The following is a 14,842-nucleotide window of genomic DNA, read 5'->3' on the forward strand; positions in this document are numbered from 1 at the left end:
GGCGGCGCGCAGGCGGCCGCGGGCTGGACGACTCCGGTCAGCGTAGGCGGGGAGGCTGGGCGAAGGCCTGAGCGCGCCGTGCACCACGCTCTGTCCGAGAACTCGTCCACCACGCCCTGTCCGAGAACCAGCAGGTGCGAGCCAGGTGTTGAGGGTGTCGAGGAGCTCTTCCGCAGCGGTTCCGCTCTCCTCGCAGCGGTTCGGTCTGGAACTGATGCTCGAGCGGGGGTGGTGCGCGGTGTCGGGCTGGTAGAACGCGATGTGCACCGCTGATCGCCCACGTCCTGGTCGGGGGGCTCCCTGGGCAGAGGGGTGCGTCAGACTTGCCGTATGCGGAAGTCGGAGATCTCTGTGGATGTGCTCAGCGACCGGGTGGGTGACGTCCTCTTCGAACGCGGCCGTCGCTACGCGGCCGACGGGCGAGTGCGCCTGCTCGGGCATACCACGAGGCATGTCGCTGCGGTCGTCACCGGATCCGAGGACTACGAGGTGGAGATCGAGCTGGCGGAGCGTGGATTCCTCGGTAGCTGCACCTGTCCCTTCGCGGAGGACTGGGACGTCTGCAAGCACATGGTCGCCGTGCTGCTGCGCTGGCTGGAGGTGGACTCCGAGGACACCCCAGATGTGTCCGGATCCAGTTCCCCGGAGCCCGAGGTGACCGTCGTCGGCTCCGCATCCGGGGAGGGCACACGAGACGTTGAGCCACGAGCAGGTGACGAGGAGGACGAGCTGCTTCGTGCCCATCTCGCGCAGCTGCCGGTGGGCAGGCTGGTGGGCGAGCTGCTGGCGGCAACTCGAGTGGATGCGATGCTCCGCGCGCGACTGCTCGTCGAGGCCGGGGCACCGGCGGCCACGGCGTTCGATGAGGCGCCGCTGAGATCGGCGCTGGTCGAAGCCTTCTCTGTCGAGGGTTTCGTGCACTACCGGGACGCCGGAGACTATTTCTGGGGCATCGGCGAGGTGCTCGACGAGGTCGGGGAACTCATCGAGGAAGGGTTCGCAGCCTCAGCCGCCCGGTTGACGCTGTTCGCTCTCGATCTGGTCGGCGAGTTCGGCCAGTGTGCTGATGACTCCGACGGCGGGCTCGTGATGGTTCTGCAGCAGATCGAGGAGATCCATCTGCGGGCGAGCAAGTCGGTGGCCCCTGATCCCGACGCTCTCGCCGCCACTCTCGTCGAGCAGGCGGTGGACAGCTGGACGGAAGTCTTCTTCGATGCCGCTTGGGAGTACGCCGAGATCCTGGGTGAAGGTGGCCTGCACACCTATCGAGACCTGCTGGCGGAGCGATGGAGAGGGCTGCCCGCTCGCGGTGAGCAGGAGGACGGCGGGCGGTTCGCGGTGCGGTACCTGCGGGAGCAGGTCGCCGAGGTGCTCGGCGGGACGGACCAGCTGATCGAGGTGCTCACGGAACACGCTGAGGTGTCCCATGACTACCTGCGCATCGCCGGACTTCTGCACCGGGAAGGTCGTGCGGACGCGGCGCTGGAATGGATCGACCGTGGTCTTGGGACGTGTGGCTCCGACGCGAGCCTGCTGGAGCTTGCTGCCAGCATCCATCGAGAGGCGGGCCGTGTGGATCTCGCGGGCGAGCTGCTGTGGAAGAACTTCACCGATGCACCCGGGACCTTCACGTACAGAAGCCTCAAGAGCGGCACCGGCGCAGACTTCACGCGCTGGCGTGACCGAGCGCTTTCCGTGCTCAAGGAGCTGGGCACGTGCTCTCGCGGAGGGGATTGCACTGCGCTGGTCTCCTCCCTGCTGTGGGAGGGGGATATCGACGGTGCGTGGGTGGCTGCGCAGGAGGGCGGATGCCGTTCGAGCCTGTGGCTCGAGCTGGCCCGTGCGCGTGCTCGGACGAATCCTTCAGACGCTCTCCCGATCCTGATGCGAGAGGCGGAGCGCGCCGTCGACGGAGCGCAGCGCTCGGCGTACCGATGTGCCGCAGAGCTGCTGCACGAGGCCCGTGATGTCGCGCGGAGAGCCAGCGGACTCGAGCACTTCGACCGGCACGTCCGCGAGATGCGTGAGCGGAACCGGCGTCGCCCCGCCCTGCAGGACGAGTTCACCCGAGCAGGGTTGCCGTAGGGACGTTCTCTCGGTACTCCTGCAGCGATCGACCGGCGAGGAACTCCCGGATTCGACGGGCTGCGCGATGTGCATCCCAGATCAGGGCGGCTGCGTCAGGCTGCATAGATCTCGACCGCAGTCCGGGCGACGGACTCTGCGAAGTGCGGATTCTCGAGGCTGGTCGGGGAGATGAGGTCGACGGGGCGACCCAGGATGGATTCCAGGGACTCCTTCAGCCCGAAGTAGTCCTCGAAGGGGGAGGGCGACGACGCGGAGAACTCGACGAGGAAGTCGGCATCGCTGCGTGTTGGATCGAACGCGTCGGTCGTCATCGAGCCGAAGGCGACCAGACGGACCACGTGATGTCGACGGGCCAGATCGCCCATGGTGTCCCTGTCGATGGACAGCATCTACGCTCCTCCGGGTCGATAGCTCGTGAGCTGATCGTCTCACGTCCTTCTTCCGGCGACGAGACCGCGCAACCCTGCTCAGCTCTGGTTCAGGCAGAAGGCTCGCGACCAGAGCGCCTCGAGCAGTGCGCCCGCCCCGGGCATCACCCCGGCAGGACGTCCTCCTGCTGCGGGTACGACGGCTGCGCCCCGTGCCGGGTCACCGCGAAGGCGCCGACGCGCGCAGCACGGCGGCAGGCGTCGGCTGCGCTCTCGCCGCGGGCGAGGCCCAGTGCCAGGGCGCCGACGAAGGCGTCCCCCGCTCCGGTCGTGTCCACGGCCTGCACCGTCGGGGAGCCGATCTCGGAGATCTCTGCGTCCGCGGCCAGGATCGCGCCGCGGGCCCCGCGCGTCATGACCACGGAGCGGACTCCTGCCTCTCGCAGCCGGCGCACTGTGGCCACGTCGTCGTCGGGCGCGTCAGAGCCGGTCAGCGCGGTCAGTGCGAGGCGTCCTTCGGACTCGTTGACGACGAGGGGGTCCGCCATGGCGAGGGTGCTCTCGGCGACGTCGATCACCGGTGCCAGGTTCAGCAGGAACCGCGTGCCGGTCTCGGCGCAGAGCTGCGAGAGCTGATCCACGGCGGCGGCCGGGATCTCCCCCTGGGAGACGACGAGATCGCTCGCTGCCACCTCGGCCCGGAGCTCCTCGATGTCCTGCGGGGTCCAGGACCCGTTCGCCCCCGCGATGATGACGATGCTGTTCTCGCCCGCCTCGTCGACGGTCACCACGGCGAGCCCGGTCTCCGCATCGGAGACCTCGGTCGTGGCGGTCAGGTCCGCCCCGGCGCGGCGCAGCAGGTCGAGCGCCAGATCGGCGTCGGCCCCGGTGCCCGTGCGACCCGCGAAGCGGACGTCGCCGCCCAGACGGGCTGCCGCGCACGCCTGGTTCGCGCCCTTGCCGCCCGGGGAGCGCCGCGATCCGGTGCCGGCGATGGTCTCGCCCGGCTCCGGATGCCGAGGCACCCCGAGGACGAGGTCGACGTTCACGGATCCGACCACGAGGATCCGGCCCTGGCCGGTCCGGTTCTGCTCGGTCATCGGTGCGCTCCTCCGAGATATCGCTGCGGGTTGGTGGTGATGAGCTGCTGCGCCCGGTCGCGGTCCACACCGCGCGCGACGAGCAGTTCGAGGAAGACGGTGGGCACGAGGACGAATCCGCCACCGCCCATGCTGCTCCACATCTGCTTGAGGAACAGATCGTGGCTGAGCAGGATCTGGTCACCGTAGCCGAGGCGGATCAGATGGGCCACGGCATCGGCGGTATCGACGATCGCGGGCGGGCCCACTCCGTGGAGACGGTGTGCCCCGCGGAGAAGCCTTCGTGGACCACGACCGGCTCCCCGGGGATCAGGTCGTACTCCATGCTCAGGCCCGAACCCCGGTGAACCCGATCGATATCGCGGGGTCCGGGTCGAGCGATCGTTCAGGAGTGGCGTCGGCCGGGTGAAAGCGTGTCTGCTGGCCGGGGTTCTTCTCGGGACATCCGCTGCTCCACCTTGTCCGGGGCTCGCCTGTCGCCGTCGTCATCCTGTTCGAGCTCTCGGTGCGCCGTAGTGAGCACGGCCTCGGTGAGCGCCTCGAGCAGCGGCGAGGGAGTGCGCGCTACCTGCCAGAAGAGGGGAGTGGCCACCGGGTCGCCGCCGAGTGGGATCAGGGCTCCGCAACCGAGCAGGAGCTCCGCCTGCCGGGTGAACAGCATCGCCCAGCCGAGCCCCGCCTCGACGGCGGTGGCGAGCTCGTGGGTGGAGGGGACGAGGTGCCGCGGAGCGCTGGCCGGGGTCACGCCCTGTCCTCGCAGCCAGGTGGCCTGCAGATCGTCATGGGCGTCGTAGTCGATGCGCGGCGAGCGGGCGAGTACCTCGGGTCCGGGTGGGCCGGGCTGTGCGTCGGGCCCCGCCCATCGTCGATGCCAGGCGGGGGAGGCGACCGCGACATAGACCAAGCTTCCCAGAGGCACGGCGCGGAATCCCGGCGGGGCCGACGCCGCCGAGGTCACCGCCGCCATCGCGGCGCCCGTGGTGAGCAGGCGTGCGGTCTCGTCCTGGTCCTCCCGTTGCAGCTCGAGCTGGGCGTCGTGGTGCAGGCCGAAACGAGCGAGAGCGGGCATGAACCAGGTGGCCAGGGAGTCAGAGTTCACCGCGATCCCGATCCGAGGATGCTCGCCCTGGGCCTCCAGGCCCAGCTCCGCGCGCGCCTCCTGCTCGATGAGGGCGTGGGAGCGGGCGAAGCGAACCACCACCCGGCCAGGCTCGGTGAGGCGCACCGGCCGCGCGCGCACCAGCAGGCGCTGCCCCAGCTGCTGCTCGAGGAGCTTCAGGCGCTGGCTCACGGCCGACGGGGTCATGACCAGACGCCGTGCTGCCGCGTCGAGCGTCCCCTCCTCGGCGACGACGCGAAGGGTCTCGGCGAGAGCGGGATCGATCGGCATCCTGGCATGCTAGATGAAGCAGTGCTTCAGAAGGCTTACAAAGCTTTGCTGGTGCTTCATCTCCGAGCGATCTACCGTCGATCGAGTGACCACAGCGCTCCACGGCTTCCTCGCCGGCCTCACCCTCATCATCGCCATCGGCTCCCAGAACGTCTTCGTGCTCCGCCAGGGGCTGCGTCGCGAGCATGTGGGGCCGGTGGTGGCCGTGTGCATCGCCTCGGACGCGGTGCTCATCGGCGCTGGGGCCAGCGGGCTCGGCGCCCTGGTGCGCGCCGTGCCCGAGGTGGTCGTCGCCGCACGCTGGGCCGGGGTCGCTTTCCTTCTCGGGTATGCGGTCCTCGCCGCTCGGCGCGCCCTGCACGGCGGCGAGTCGCTCCAGGTCGACGGGACCGGCCGGGGGGCGCGCCTCGGCCCGGTTCTCGCGACGGCGATCGCGCTGACCTGGCTGAACCCGCACGTCTACCTCGACACCGTGCTGCTGCTGGGCTCGATCGCCTCGACCCACGGCGGCGAGGCGCCCCTCTTCGCAGTCGGGGCGATCGCCGGGAGCGCGGTGTGGTTCACCGCCCTCGGCCTCGGGGCGCGGCACCTGGGCCGCCTGCTCTCCCGGCCCCGCTCCTGGCAGGTGCTCGACGCTCTGGTGGCGCTGTCCATGGTGGTGGTGGCGGGGATGCTCGCGCTGGGGTGAGGGTGCAGCCGGGGCATGCCGCCGTGATGGTGACGACCGCCTGGTGCAGCCCAGCGGCGAACTCTTCGAGCCCTAGGGTCGTGCGCTCGTGCTCCCGGGAGTCAGGGCGGCAACGCAGTCACCACGCAGGGACATGAGGATCGCCGCGGTGCGTGGAGTCAGCCGCCGTCCGCGGTCAGGCTCGCCGCCGGCAGCCAGTCCGCCCCGAGCAGCTGGGCGACATCGGTGAGCCCCGCCGTGTCGCCGCCCACGGTGTCCGACGCTGCAGCGATCCGCTCCACCATCACCTTGCTGACCTGCTCCTCGACGGTGTTCTCGGCGTAGGCGATGTGCCAGGGGGAGACCTGCTGGTCGCGGTGGGTGCGGCCGGTGACCTGTCGGCCGGCGATGCCCGAGAAGCGGGCCTGGTGGAACACGCCCACCCGGGGCTCGGTGCTCGCCTGGCGACCGCCTTCGAGGGTCTCGCCGGCGTGCAGGCTGATCGAGGCGACCGTCGTGAATACGCAGACCTTCGCCTGCCCGGTCTGGAACCGGAGCCGCTCGGCCTCGACGTCGAACCGGCCCTGGCCGTAGATCGTGGCGACCTCGAGACCGGAATCCCGCAGACGCTCGGCGATCGGGTCAGCGGCGGTCCCGACGAACTCGACCGAGCACGCCACCTGCCTCTCGGCCTCGACCTGCTGGGCGATCCAGGCGACCGTGGAGTCGACGCGGATCAGCCCGGCCTTCTGCCGGAAGCGCAGCAGCGCCGCCCGGCCCTTGGCGGTGTTGTGGCCGCGCCGGGCGATGTCCATCTCGCGGCAGAACTCTCCCCATTCGGCCTCGTACGCGCTCCGCTCGGTCGGTGTGAGCGTCACCGGCATCCCGGAGATCGGCACCGGCCCCCACGGCGCCGCGCGGTGCAGCATTGCGGCGGGCTGGGCGTCCTCGAGCCAGCCGCGCACGAGGGTGAGATCCGCAGCGCGCCGCTGCGCGTCCGTGGTCCAGGTCGCGCCGTAGCGCCCACCTCGCTCCACGCCGACCCCGTGGCGTTCGAGCGCGGCGGTGAACGTGGCGGCGGGCTGGGTCGCCGTGATCCAGTCCTTCATCGGCTCGTCGTGCGCCTGCGCGTAGGCCGGAGCGAGATAGGGCAGCTCGAGCGGGGTGTGGCCGGGCGTCGCGGTCGTCGCGATGAGGAACGGGGCTGTGTCATGGGGCTGCTTGTGGCCCGCGATCTGCGACCAGAGCTTCCACCGCTTCGTCGTGGTCCGGCGCAGCGCGTGGGCCTCGTCCGCGATGATCACCTCCCACTCGTAGTCGGTGACCTTCTCCAGGCGGTCCCAGGTGATCACCACCCATTCCAGGCCGCTGTCGCCCAGCGCGGTGATGGTGCGGCACCAGTGTCCGATCGTGATCGCGGCGGGCCTGTCCGCGACCACGAGTACCCGCTTCGCACCGCGGAGGTCGCCCACCGCGCTCGCGCCGAGCACGGCGGAGATCGTCTTGCCCACGCCCGGTTCGTCGGCCAGCAGGAACTGCCGGCCACCGGCCGCGGCGCGCTGCGCGATCGCGTCGGCCGCCTCGTACTGGTTCTGGCGGGGCTCGAGATCCTCGGCCGGCTCGGGAGGGGGCGTCGGATCATCGGGGTTGAGCGTGTTCTCGAGGAACCGGCCCAGGGTGTGCGGGCCGGGTGCGTAGGGCGCGAGGTGCGCGGGCAGGGAACGGCCGACGTAGAGGTGCATCTTCACGCTGGGATGCCAGGCGGCGCCCTCGACCTGGGTCCCGTAGGGGACGTCGAGCACCCACAGCCGCTCGCCCGGGCCGGCGACCGGCAACGGCCGCTGCGACTGCCGCGAGCCTTTCCGGCGGGTGGACCCGCTGCGTCGGCGGGTACTGGATCGACGAGGGCTGGGCACCCCGCGACCTTACCGGTGTGCCCGATGCGTGCTGGGACGGCTCGCCCAGCGGGCATCTCACGCCCCTCGGCGATCCGATCGCCCTTCTTCTGCACCCCGGTGCTCTGGTGGGCCGCACCTCGCGGCTCGGCACGACCGACCGTGCGCGTTCGACGACCCCGGGGTGAGGGACCTTCTGCCGTTGTCCCGCGCGACCTGCGGGGCTACTGTCAGGAGCACGATCGGCGCGGCCGGCCGGCCGGCCCGCTCCTCGGCGCAGGGAGTTCACGCGATGGATATGACCGATAGTCACCCCGTTCCCGAGGCACGCGCCGCGCTGGAGCGGCTGCGCGAAGCGGTCGAGGGCAACTGCCTGGAGCCGGGCGATGGCGACTACGAGACGGCCCGCAAGGTCTGGAACGGAATGATCGACCGGTACCCGCTGGTGATCGTCCGGGCCGCGTCGGTCGCGGACGTGGCCCCGGTGCTGGAAGCCGCGCGGGTGACCGGGCTGCCGCTCGCGGTGCGCGGCGGCGGCCACAACATCGCGGGCCTCGGCACGGTGGACGACGGGATCGTGCTCGACCTCGGAGAGTTGCGGGACGTGCACGTCGATCCGCAGACGCAGCGGGTGAGGGTGGCTCCCGGCGCGCGAGCGGCCGACGTCGACGCCGCGACCGCGCCATATCGCCTGGCTGTCCCGCTGGGCACGGTGTCCCGGCCCGGAATCGCCGGGCAGACGCTCGGCGGCGGTGTGGGCTGGCTGATCCGCCGGGCGGGCCTGGCCCTGGACAGGCTGGTCAGCGCCGAGGTGATCACGGCCGACGGGCAGCAGCTCGTCGCGAGCGCAACCGAGCACCCGGACCTGTTCTGGGGGCTGCGCGGAGGCGGAGGCAACTTCGGCGTGGTCACCGCCTTCACCTTCGAGGCGGTGCAACTGCCGGATCCGGTGCTCGGCGTGAGCCTGTACTACCGCAGGCCGTACTGGCGCCGCGCGCTCGCCGCCTTCGAGCTGTGGTCGAGGAACCTCCCCGACGAGCTCACCACGATCGTGACGTTCATGCCCGCCCCCGAGGCGGCCGGGACCGACGAGACCTGGCTGATCATCCGCGGGGTGTACGTGGGCGAGAAGGAGCAGCAGGGCCAGGCCCTGCTGGATCGTCTGCGCCGGGCGGCACCGCCGGATGAGCAGACCGTGGGCCCGATCGACTGGGTCCGCTGGCAGAGTGCGGTGGATGACCTGTACCCCGACGGCTCCCGCGGCTTCTGGCGCAACATCGCGTTCAGCAGCATGGACGAGGACGCCCTGGACACGATCCTGGGGATCGCCGAGGCGATCCCGGGCCGCGGCACCGGCGTGGACATCCACCATCTCGGCGGCGCCTTCGCCCGCGTGCCCGAGGAGGCGACCGCCTTTCCCAACCGCACCGCCCGCTTCTGGATGACCATCTACGGCTTCTGGCAGGGGCAGGAGGAGGACGACCGCCTGACCGCCTACGCCCAGCAGGCCCGCGCCGCGATGCGGCAGCTCGGCGAGCACGGTGAGTACGTGAACTTCCGGGCCCGCGAGTACACCCGCCCGATCACCGACTTCACCCGCGCCATCTACGGGCAGGAGAAGTACCGCCGGCTCCAGGGCATCAAGCAGCGCTACGACCCGGGGAATCTGTTCCGCGAGAACTACAACGTGGCGCCGTAGGGGCGGGCGCACCTCGCCTGTGCACCGCCTCCACAATCGTCCTGTACTAGAACTAGTAGATGCGAGTACGGTGGTCCCATGGTCCACGTGACGCGCACCGAACTGAACCAGCAGACCGCCCGGGTCCTCGCACGCGTGCAGGCGGGCGAAGAGATCATCGTGACGGATCGCGGGCAGCCGATCGCACGCATCGCCCCGGTCGAGTCCGACAGGCGGGCACGGCGCCTGGCCGGAGGCACGCTGCAGCCCGCCTCGGAGTGCGGCGCCCCGGCGATCTCCACGCCGATCCGTGACTGGAGCACCGAGCAGATGATCGAGGACATGCGCGGGGAGCGGTCGTGATCTATCTGGACACCTCGGCGGCCTACAAGCTGCTCAGCCGCGAGCCCGGGGTGGTGGAGGTCGAGAGCCTCTTCGAGGACGGGGCGGCACTGCTCTCCTCCCGGCTCCTCGAGGTCGAACTCCATGCGACCGTCGATCGCCGCGGCGGCTCCCACGCGGACGTCGATGCGATCGTGGCCAGGATCGACCTCGATGCGGTCGACGGCGAGGTCATAGACCATGCCCTCTCGCTTCGTTCGGGTCTGCGTGCGATGGATGCCCTGCACCTGTCCACGGCGCTGCTGTACGGCGAGGCGATGACCGCTATCGCGACGTTCGACCGCGAGCTGGCGGAGGCGGCGCAGCAGTTCGGGCTGAAGGTCCTGCCCGGGCGGGGATAGCTCGCACAGCCACGCCCATGGCCTCGCCTATGGTCACGGCGCCTGCAGCTCAGGGGACGACCCTGCACTGTGCTGACATGACGAAGGCTCCTCAGACCTCAAGGTCGAAGGAGCCTTCGTGCTCCCGCACGGGGAGAAGCTGGGCGGCACCGAGAATCTGCGGGCTCCATACGTCCCGCACAGTCCCCTCAGCCCCCTGGGTGCACCCACTGACGTGAGCTCCAGGCGGTTGCCGCGTGTCGACTATAGCGGCTTGGCCCGCTGGTGCGCGGAGAAGCCTCCTCTGCGATGGGGCCAGGCATGGGCTGCTTGCCGTGGGCGGTCACGAGCGAATATCCCTACGACAGGGCGATCCCGATCTCGAAGGACCGCCGCCACGGCAGCGTGAGCTCGGCGATCCGCACGGCGTCGCCCGGGAGCACCGAGTCCAGGACCGCTTCGAGCTCGCGGTGGATCGCGCGTTCGGCACCTGCGACGCGCTCGTCGTCCGCCATCGGGAAGCGGTCCGGGAACAGGGACGGGCCGGAGTCGACTCGGACCACGGACTGGTACGCGAAGTCGTCGAGCAGACGGGTGAGGAGTGCGCGGCGCGCGGCAGCCGGGTCGAACGTGCCCGCGGCGCGGCCGACTGCTCCGGCCGCGGCGAGGGCCACGACGCTGCCCAGCGTGTTGCCCGCCGTGTTCCAGCCGCCGAACGCTTCCAGGCGGCCGAGGAGGTTTGCCTCCGCGAGTGCCCGCACGAGGGCCTCATCGGCGCCGTTGGGGTAGCGCACGTCGGCGAGTGCGACCTTCTCCCCGCCCTCGAGGCGCGCGCTGATGAGCGCCACGGTGCCCTGCACGGCGGCCGTGTCGACCCTCTCCGGGCGGCCTCGGAACATGTCGTGGCGCTCGGGATCAGGCGCGTGGAGCACGAGGGTGACGTCCCCGCCCGTGGTGACCTCGGTTGCTCCGGCGGCACGGATCTGCCGGCTCGCAGAAGCTGCCAGCGGCATGTTCTCGAACGGCGGGACCCGGGTCATGCCCTCGGGATCCGCGCAGGCCACCGAGAACGCCACCTCGACACTGGTCATCGCAGCGAGGGCGCGGGCCACGAGCACGGCACCGACCTCGTCCGCCCCGGGATACATGAGCACCTCGCGGCCACGGGGCAGCATCCTCATCCAGTGCCGCAGCCAGACCTGCTCCGCGCTGCCCGCGGCGAATGGTGCGGTGTCGTCGGCGGTGATCGCCAGGAAGTCGATCGTGCCGTCCTCGACGAAATCAAGCGTGGACAAGGTCGCCATATGGTTCCGCAGCCGGCGGCGGGAATAGTCCGTCACGACGGGCGCGGGCACGGACGTGAGCTCGTCGAGCGGCAGCACCTCGGCATCGCCGAGCAGACGATGCGCGTCGCCTCCTAACGCGTGCAGCTCCTTGCCGTGCTCCGCCCAGTACTCGGGCTCCTCCGCGGCGGAATAGGAGTTGCTCGCCCGGGTCACGAGGGACACCACCGAGATCGGGAGCTCCGGCCGGAGCCGGCGGACCTCGCGGAGCACGTCGAGCCGGGCGAGCACCTCACGCGTGCTGTCCCCGCTGGTCCGGCTCGCGATGAGGCCTCCGTACAGGAGCATGTCCGTCGAGACGACGACGTGTGCGGTCGACGGGCCGGCGGCGCGCTCGAGCAGCCACGCGCCGAGGGCCTCGGGGTCCCCGGCGGTGCGGTAGGAGGGAAGGAGCTCGGTCGGCGGGACGTCGAGGGTTACGCCGGCCACGGCGGCGACGTCGCCGGGGAGCCGTACGTTCACGGGTCGATCGTCGAGGGGGAGGAGCGCGATGCGCGGACGCCCCGCGGCGGTCTCGGGGAGCTTCTCTGGCACGGGGTTCGGGCCCTTCCTGGAGGGTGCGAGGTGATGGCCGGGGAGTGCGGCCGCCGCGATGGGCGGATGCGCAGATCCGAACAGGCGCGTACGGGAGTCGCGCACCCACCGAGCCTATGGCTCTCGACGGGCGCGGCAGTAGGGGCCCCTGTTGCGAAACTAGGAATACCGCAAAGACGGCTACGGATGAGGACGGAGAGGCACGAGGCTGAGCGAGGTCACCTCACCACGGGGCGCACGGACCGGGACTCGCCGCTCTGTGACAGGAGAGCAGGTCCGGGTAGTGCCCCTGAAGTGTCAGTAGCCCGTGGAGGATGGAAGACATGGCACAGCGACGTGAGAATCATTCGGGACAGAGCCACAAGTCGGGTGGGACCGGAAAGTCTTCCAAGACGAAGAAGCAGTTCTTCCGAGTGCAGGGGGAGCGCGATGTGCTGTGGATCCGCAACAGCAGCGACTGGGCAAGAGTTCATCGCACGGGAGTGCACCTCGTGTGCCCGGATCGCGGGTGCGCTCAACGGCTCGTCGCTCATCAGAACGCTTATGGCACCAGGTACCTCAGCAACCACAAGGACTCGACAGGATGCAATCACTTCGTCCCCGCTGGCGGCGGCGGGAGGATGACCGACGAGCACCTTTGGCTCCAGGGGAAGCTCCGCGAGATCTGCATCGAACTCGGCTACGACGCCGAACTTGAGGTGGACGTCGCAGGTGCGCGGGTCGATCTGCGTGTGGAGTCCGCGCCGTTCCCCTTCGCCTTCGAGGTGCAGCGAGTCTCGACGGACTTCACTGCCAGACGTCAAGCGCGGGAACAGAACGGGATGCGCACACTGTGGCTTCTGCCCGAATCTGATCGTCAGAAGAACACAGCGAAAGGGAAGCGTAAGCGTGATCCACTGTTTTCCGAACCAAGCGTGCGCCTCGGGTACCGAGATGGTCCCAGCGCTGATGCCAAGGTCTTGACTGTCGACCAACTCCGCTCAGACGTCTGGCAAGGCGACGGCAGTACAGAGGTTCATCTCATTGCGGGCGTCACCGTCGGAAAGTTGGGCCACGACAAGCTGTCCTTCCGCTCGAGCAGATTGCCTCTGCAGGCGTTCCTTCAGCAAGTGCTTGATGGGAGCCGAGAGTGGTACCCGCAGCGGGCGATTCAGGGTGCGAACGGAGGGACTTGGGCTGGCTGGTTACTGGGCGACGACGTCAAGAAGTACAAGGCGGAAGTAGTAGCCGTAAGGGAAATGCGCGAGCGCCGAGAGGAAGCGGCGAGAGCTGCTGCCGAGGAAGCGGCCCGAGAGAAGGCAGATCGAGAGCGCGAGGCACGGGAGCGGCAAGCGGCAGCTGCACGTGCGGAAGACGATGAAGCTCGTGCCCGATGTGAGCGGGAGCAACGGGAACCGATGGCGCCGCGGGATATATCCGGCCCGCGAGAAGCCACGGACCCCGCTCTACCCCCAGAGCCTGTGAGGTCTAACTCTCGTAAACCCTGGTGGAGGCGGTTGTTGGGCTTCTTCGTCGGTTGACGCCATGTGATTGCTTGCGGGAACAAAATGCTACACATGTACGAAATGCTGGCCAGGTCCGTGCTCAGGGCGCTGCGACCAGAAACCTCCTAGGATCCTTCGGGCAGCCAGATCCAGCCCTCCTCGGCGGCCAGTTCTGCGAGCTCGGGAGGTGCCGGCGTTGCGAGTCCACGGTCGACGTCGCGGGCGACGACGGCAGCGATCACCGCGTCCAGCGCGTTGTCGTCGTCCACGCAGGCGTCTCGGTGGCCCGCCCAGTCGAGCCAGGGGAGCCGTGCGGTCAGTTGCTCGGCGAGGGCTGCCCGCGACGTCGCACCCTTCGCGCCCTTGTAGGTGTAGCCCGCCAGCTGCCACGCCACGAGTGCCGCACCGGGATACACCTCGCACGCGATGCCGCGTCCGTCGGGCGTGACTGGGGCTCCCTGTTCCCGGAGCCGTGCGGCGATGCCTGCCCAGCGGATAGCGGGGTAGGCGATCTTGTCGGAGGCGACGCTCAGCGGGTTCTTCCCCACCCGGCGTCTCACCTCGAGGTCCGTTGCGCGGTAGAGGACGTGCCGCTTCCAGTCCGGGCCCGTGCTCGGCGGGGGAGTGAGGGTTGCCGTTCGGTGCGCCTCGAGCAGCTCCACGAACGACCGCGGCCACCCGAAGGGGACGTCGACACCGGTCTTCTGTGACGTCACAACCGCGGAGACGATCGTGTCGTCGTCCGCGCCGACCCGGACGTCCTCGACCATGACCTTCTCGCCCTCGTCGCGCAGCCACGCGATGCCAGTACGTTTCGGGTCTGAGGCGAGGTCGATGCCGAGGTAGGTGGAGCCGGGGTGCATCGCGCCACGATAACGGAGGCTGGTCCGAACGGCTCTGTGGGGATCCTTGACCGTGACGGCGCCGCTCGTGCGGCAGATCGAGTGACCCCCTGGGGTGATGTAGACGGGGCTCAAGGTCTACTCGAAGCTACTCGAAGAATTTTTTAGAGTAGCTTCGAGTAGCGTCGAGCAGGTACCGATGGCGTTCTACGTCATCGCGGAAGTGACCAGGTGGCGCGTGGGTCGCGAGGAGATTTCCCCTCCCAGTGGACGACGCCGCTTGCGCGTAGCTCCTCGAGCTGTGCTCGGACCCACGGTCGAGAGCGGCCCGTCGCCTCGACGAGTTCTCCGGTGCCCAGTGGGTGCTCCCTGTGTCGGAGCACGGCGAGGATCTCCTCGGCACCGCGGGGCAAAGCTGCCTGCTGCTCAGGACTCAGCCGACTGAGCGCGGTCAGGGTGAGACGTACGCTTCCGCTGGTCTGGTGGTATTCGGGGTCGACAAGGCCAACGAGACGCATCTCGTCGAACATGCGTCGGATTCCTTCCCCGCGCTCTTGGGTGATCCCGAGGTCGGAGCAGACACGAGCGATCCGAGGGTTTCTCGCGTATCGGGCGATATCCAGGGGCCTGGTGGGGTCCGCGAGTCCGGGGGGGCCTGCCCCTTGTTCGTGGACACGCTGATTCCAGCATTTGCTGGGGAAGCGAGATCATGAACCATGGCCAGGAAGCAC

At 69.6% G+C, this 14,842-nt stretch carries 13 protein-coding genes and 1 pseudogene; 6 read left to right on the plus strand and 8 right to left on the minus strand.

Annotated elements, in window-relative coordinates:
• Positions 1 to 330: 330 nt before the first annotated feature.
• Positions 331 to 2,085 carry an SWIM zinc finger family protein gene (locus ABD093_RS16105; protein ID WP_343925793.1) on the plus strand — a complete coding sequence of 585 codons (1,755 nt, stop codon included), beginning with the start codon at positions 331 to 333 and terminating at the stop codon, positions 2,083 to 2,085.
• A 95-nt stretch (positions 2,086 to 2,180) separates the two neighbouring features.
• On the opposite strand, the gene ABD093_RS16110 is transcribed toward ABD093_RS16105, so the two are convergent.
• The 4 genes from ABD093_RS16110 to ABD093_RS16125 all read right to left on the minus strand — a co-directional run bounded on the left by ABD093_RS16110 (position 2,181) and on the right by ABD093_RS16125 (position 4,946).
• Positions 2,181 to 2,477: a nucleotidyltransferase family protein gene (locus ABD093_RS16110; protein ID WP_343925795.1), complete on the minus strand. Its 297-nt coding sequence runs from the start codon at positions 2,475 to 2,477 to the stop codon at positions 2,181 to 2,183.
• A 143-nt stretch (positions 2,478 to 2,620) separates the two neighbouring features.
• Positions 2,621 to 3,556, minus strand: coding sequence for a ribokinase (locus ABD093_RS16115; RefSeq protein ID WP_343925797.1), 936 nt, complete (start codon positions 3,554 to 3,556; stop codon positions 2,621 to 2,623).
• The gene (locus ABD093_RS16120) at positions 3,553 to 3,768 is read right to left on the minus strand and encodes an amidohydrolase family protein (protein WP_193119183.1); all 216 of its coding nucleotides are present in this window, start codon (positions 3,766 to 3,768) and stop codon (positions 3,553 to 3,555) included. The genes ABD093_RS16115 and ABD093_RS16120 overlap by 4 nt, the downstream gene beginning before the upstream one ends.
• A gap of 173 nt (positions 3,769 to 3,941) precedes the next feature.
• On the minus strand, positions 3,942 to 4,946 hold the full coding sequence (locus ABD093_RS16125) for an ArgP/LysG family DNA-binding transcriptional regulator (RefSeq protein ID WP_343925799.1): 1,005 nt from the start codon (positions 4,944 to 4,946) through the stop codon (positions 3,942 to 3,944).
• 85 nt (positions 4,947 to 5,031) lie between these two features.
• On the opposite strand from ABD093_RS16125, the gene ABD093_RS16130 reads away from it, so the two are divergent.
• On the plus strand, positions 5,032 to 5,634 hold the full coding sequence (locus tag ABD093_RS16130; protein WP_343925801.1) for a LysE/ArgO family amino acid transporter: 603 nt from the start codon (positions 5,032 to 5,034) through the stop codon (positions 5,632 to 5,634).
• 158 nt (positions 5,635 to 5,792) lie between these two features.
• On the opposite strand, the gene ABD093_RS16135 is transcribed toward ABD093_RS16130, so the two are convergent.
• Positions 5,793 to 7,529 (minus strand): DEAD/DEAH box helicase, encoded by a 1,737-nt coding sequence (locus tag ABD093_RS16135; RefSeq protein WP_343925803.1) that lies wholly within the window; start codon positions 7,527 to 7,529, stop codon positions 5,793 to 5,795.
• A gap of 271 nt (positions 7,530 to 7,800) precedes the next feature.
• On the opposite strand from ABD093_RS16135, the gene ABD093_RS16140 reads away from it, so the two are divergent.
• The 3 genes from ABD093_RS16140 to ABD093_RS16150 all read left to right on the plus strand — a co-directional run bounded on the left by ABD093_RS16140 (position 7,801) and on the right by ABD093_RS16150 (position 9,929).
• Positions 7,801 to 9,207 carry an FAD-binding oxidoreductase gene (locus ABD093_RS16140; protein WP_226851057.1) on the plus strand — a complete coding sequence of 469 codons (1,407 nt, stop codon included), beginning with the start codon at positions 7,801 to 7,803 and terminating at the stop codon, positions 9,205 to 9,207.
• A gap of 78 nt (positions 9,208 to 9,285) precedes the next feature.
• The gene (locus ABD093_RS16145; protein ID WP_193119479.1) at positions 9,286 to 9,549 is read left to right on the plus strand and encodes a type II toxin-antitoxin system Phd/YefM family antitoxin; all 264 of its coding nucleotides are present in this window, start codon (positions 9,286 to 9,288) and stop codon (positions 9,547 to 9,549) included.
• On the plus strand, positions 9,546 to 9,929 hold the full coding sequence (locus ABD093_RS16150; RefSeq protein ID WP_193119478.1) for a type II toxin-antitoxin system VapC family toxin: 384 nt from the start codon (positions 9,546 to 9,548) through the stop codon (positions 9,927 to 9,929). Before ABD093_RS16145 ends, ABD093_RS16150 begins: the two co-directional genes overlap by 4 nt.
• Positions 9,930 to 10,267: 338 nt before the next feature.
• Here ABD093_RS16150 and ABD093_RS16155 read toward each other — a convergent pair whose 3' ends face one another.
• Positions 10,268 to 11,890 (minus strand): DUF4127 family protein, encoded by a 1,623-nt coding sequence (locus tag ABD093_RS16155; protein WP_193119477.1) that lies wholly within the window; start codon positions 11,888 to 11,890, stop codon positions 10,268 to 10,270.
• A gap of 218 nt (positions 11,891 to 12,108) precedes the next feature.
• Between ABD093_RS16155 and ABD093_RS16160 the strand changes: the two genes are divergently transcribed.
• Positions 12,109 to 13,305 carry a hypothetical protein gene (locus ABD093_RS16160; protein WP_343925806.1) on the plus strand — a complete coding sequence of 399 codons (1,197 nt, stop codon included), beginning with the start codon at positions 12,109 to 12,111 and terminating at the stop codon, positions 13,303 to 13,305.
• Positions 13,306 to 13,394: 89 nt separating this feature from the next.
• On the opposite strand, the gene ABD093_RS16165 is transcribed toward ABD093_RS16160, so the two are convergent.
• Together ABD093_RS16165 and ABD093_RS19735 are read right to left on the minus strand one after the other, a co-directional pair.
• The gene (locus ABD093_RS16165) at positions 13,395 to 14,132 is read right to left on the minus strand and encodes a DUF429 domain-containing protein (protein ID WP_343925808.1); all 738 of its coding nucleotides are present in this window, start codon (positions 14,130 to 14,132) and stop codon (positions 13,395 to 13,397) included.
• A 191-nt stretch (positions 14,133 to 14,323) separates the two neighbouring features.
• Positions 14,324 to 14,737, minus strand: a pseudogene (locus ABD093_RS19735) (ATP-binding protein); the annotation flags it as partial.
• Positions 14,738 to 14,842 lie beyond the last annotated feature (105 nt).

The organism is Brachybacterium tyrofermentans (genome assembly GCF_039526165.1).
GTDB classification, from domain to species: domain Bacteria; phylum Actinomycetota; class Actinomycetes; order Actinomycetales; family Dermabacteraceae; genus Brachybacterium; species Brachybacterium tyrofermentans.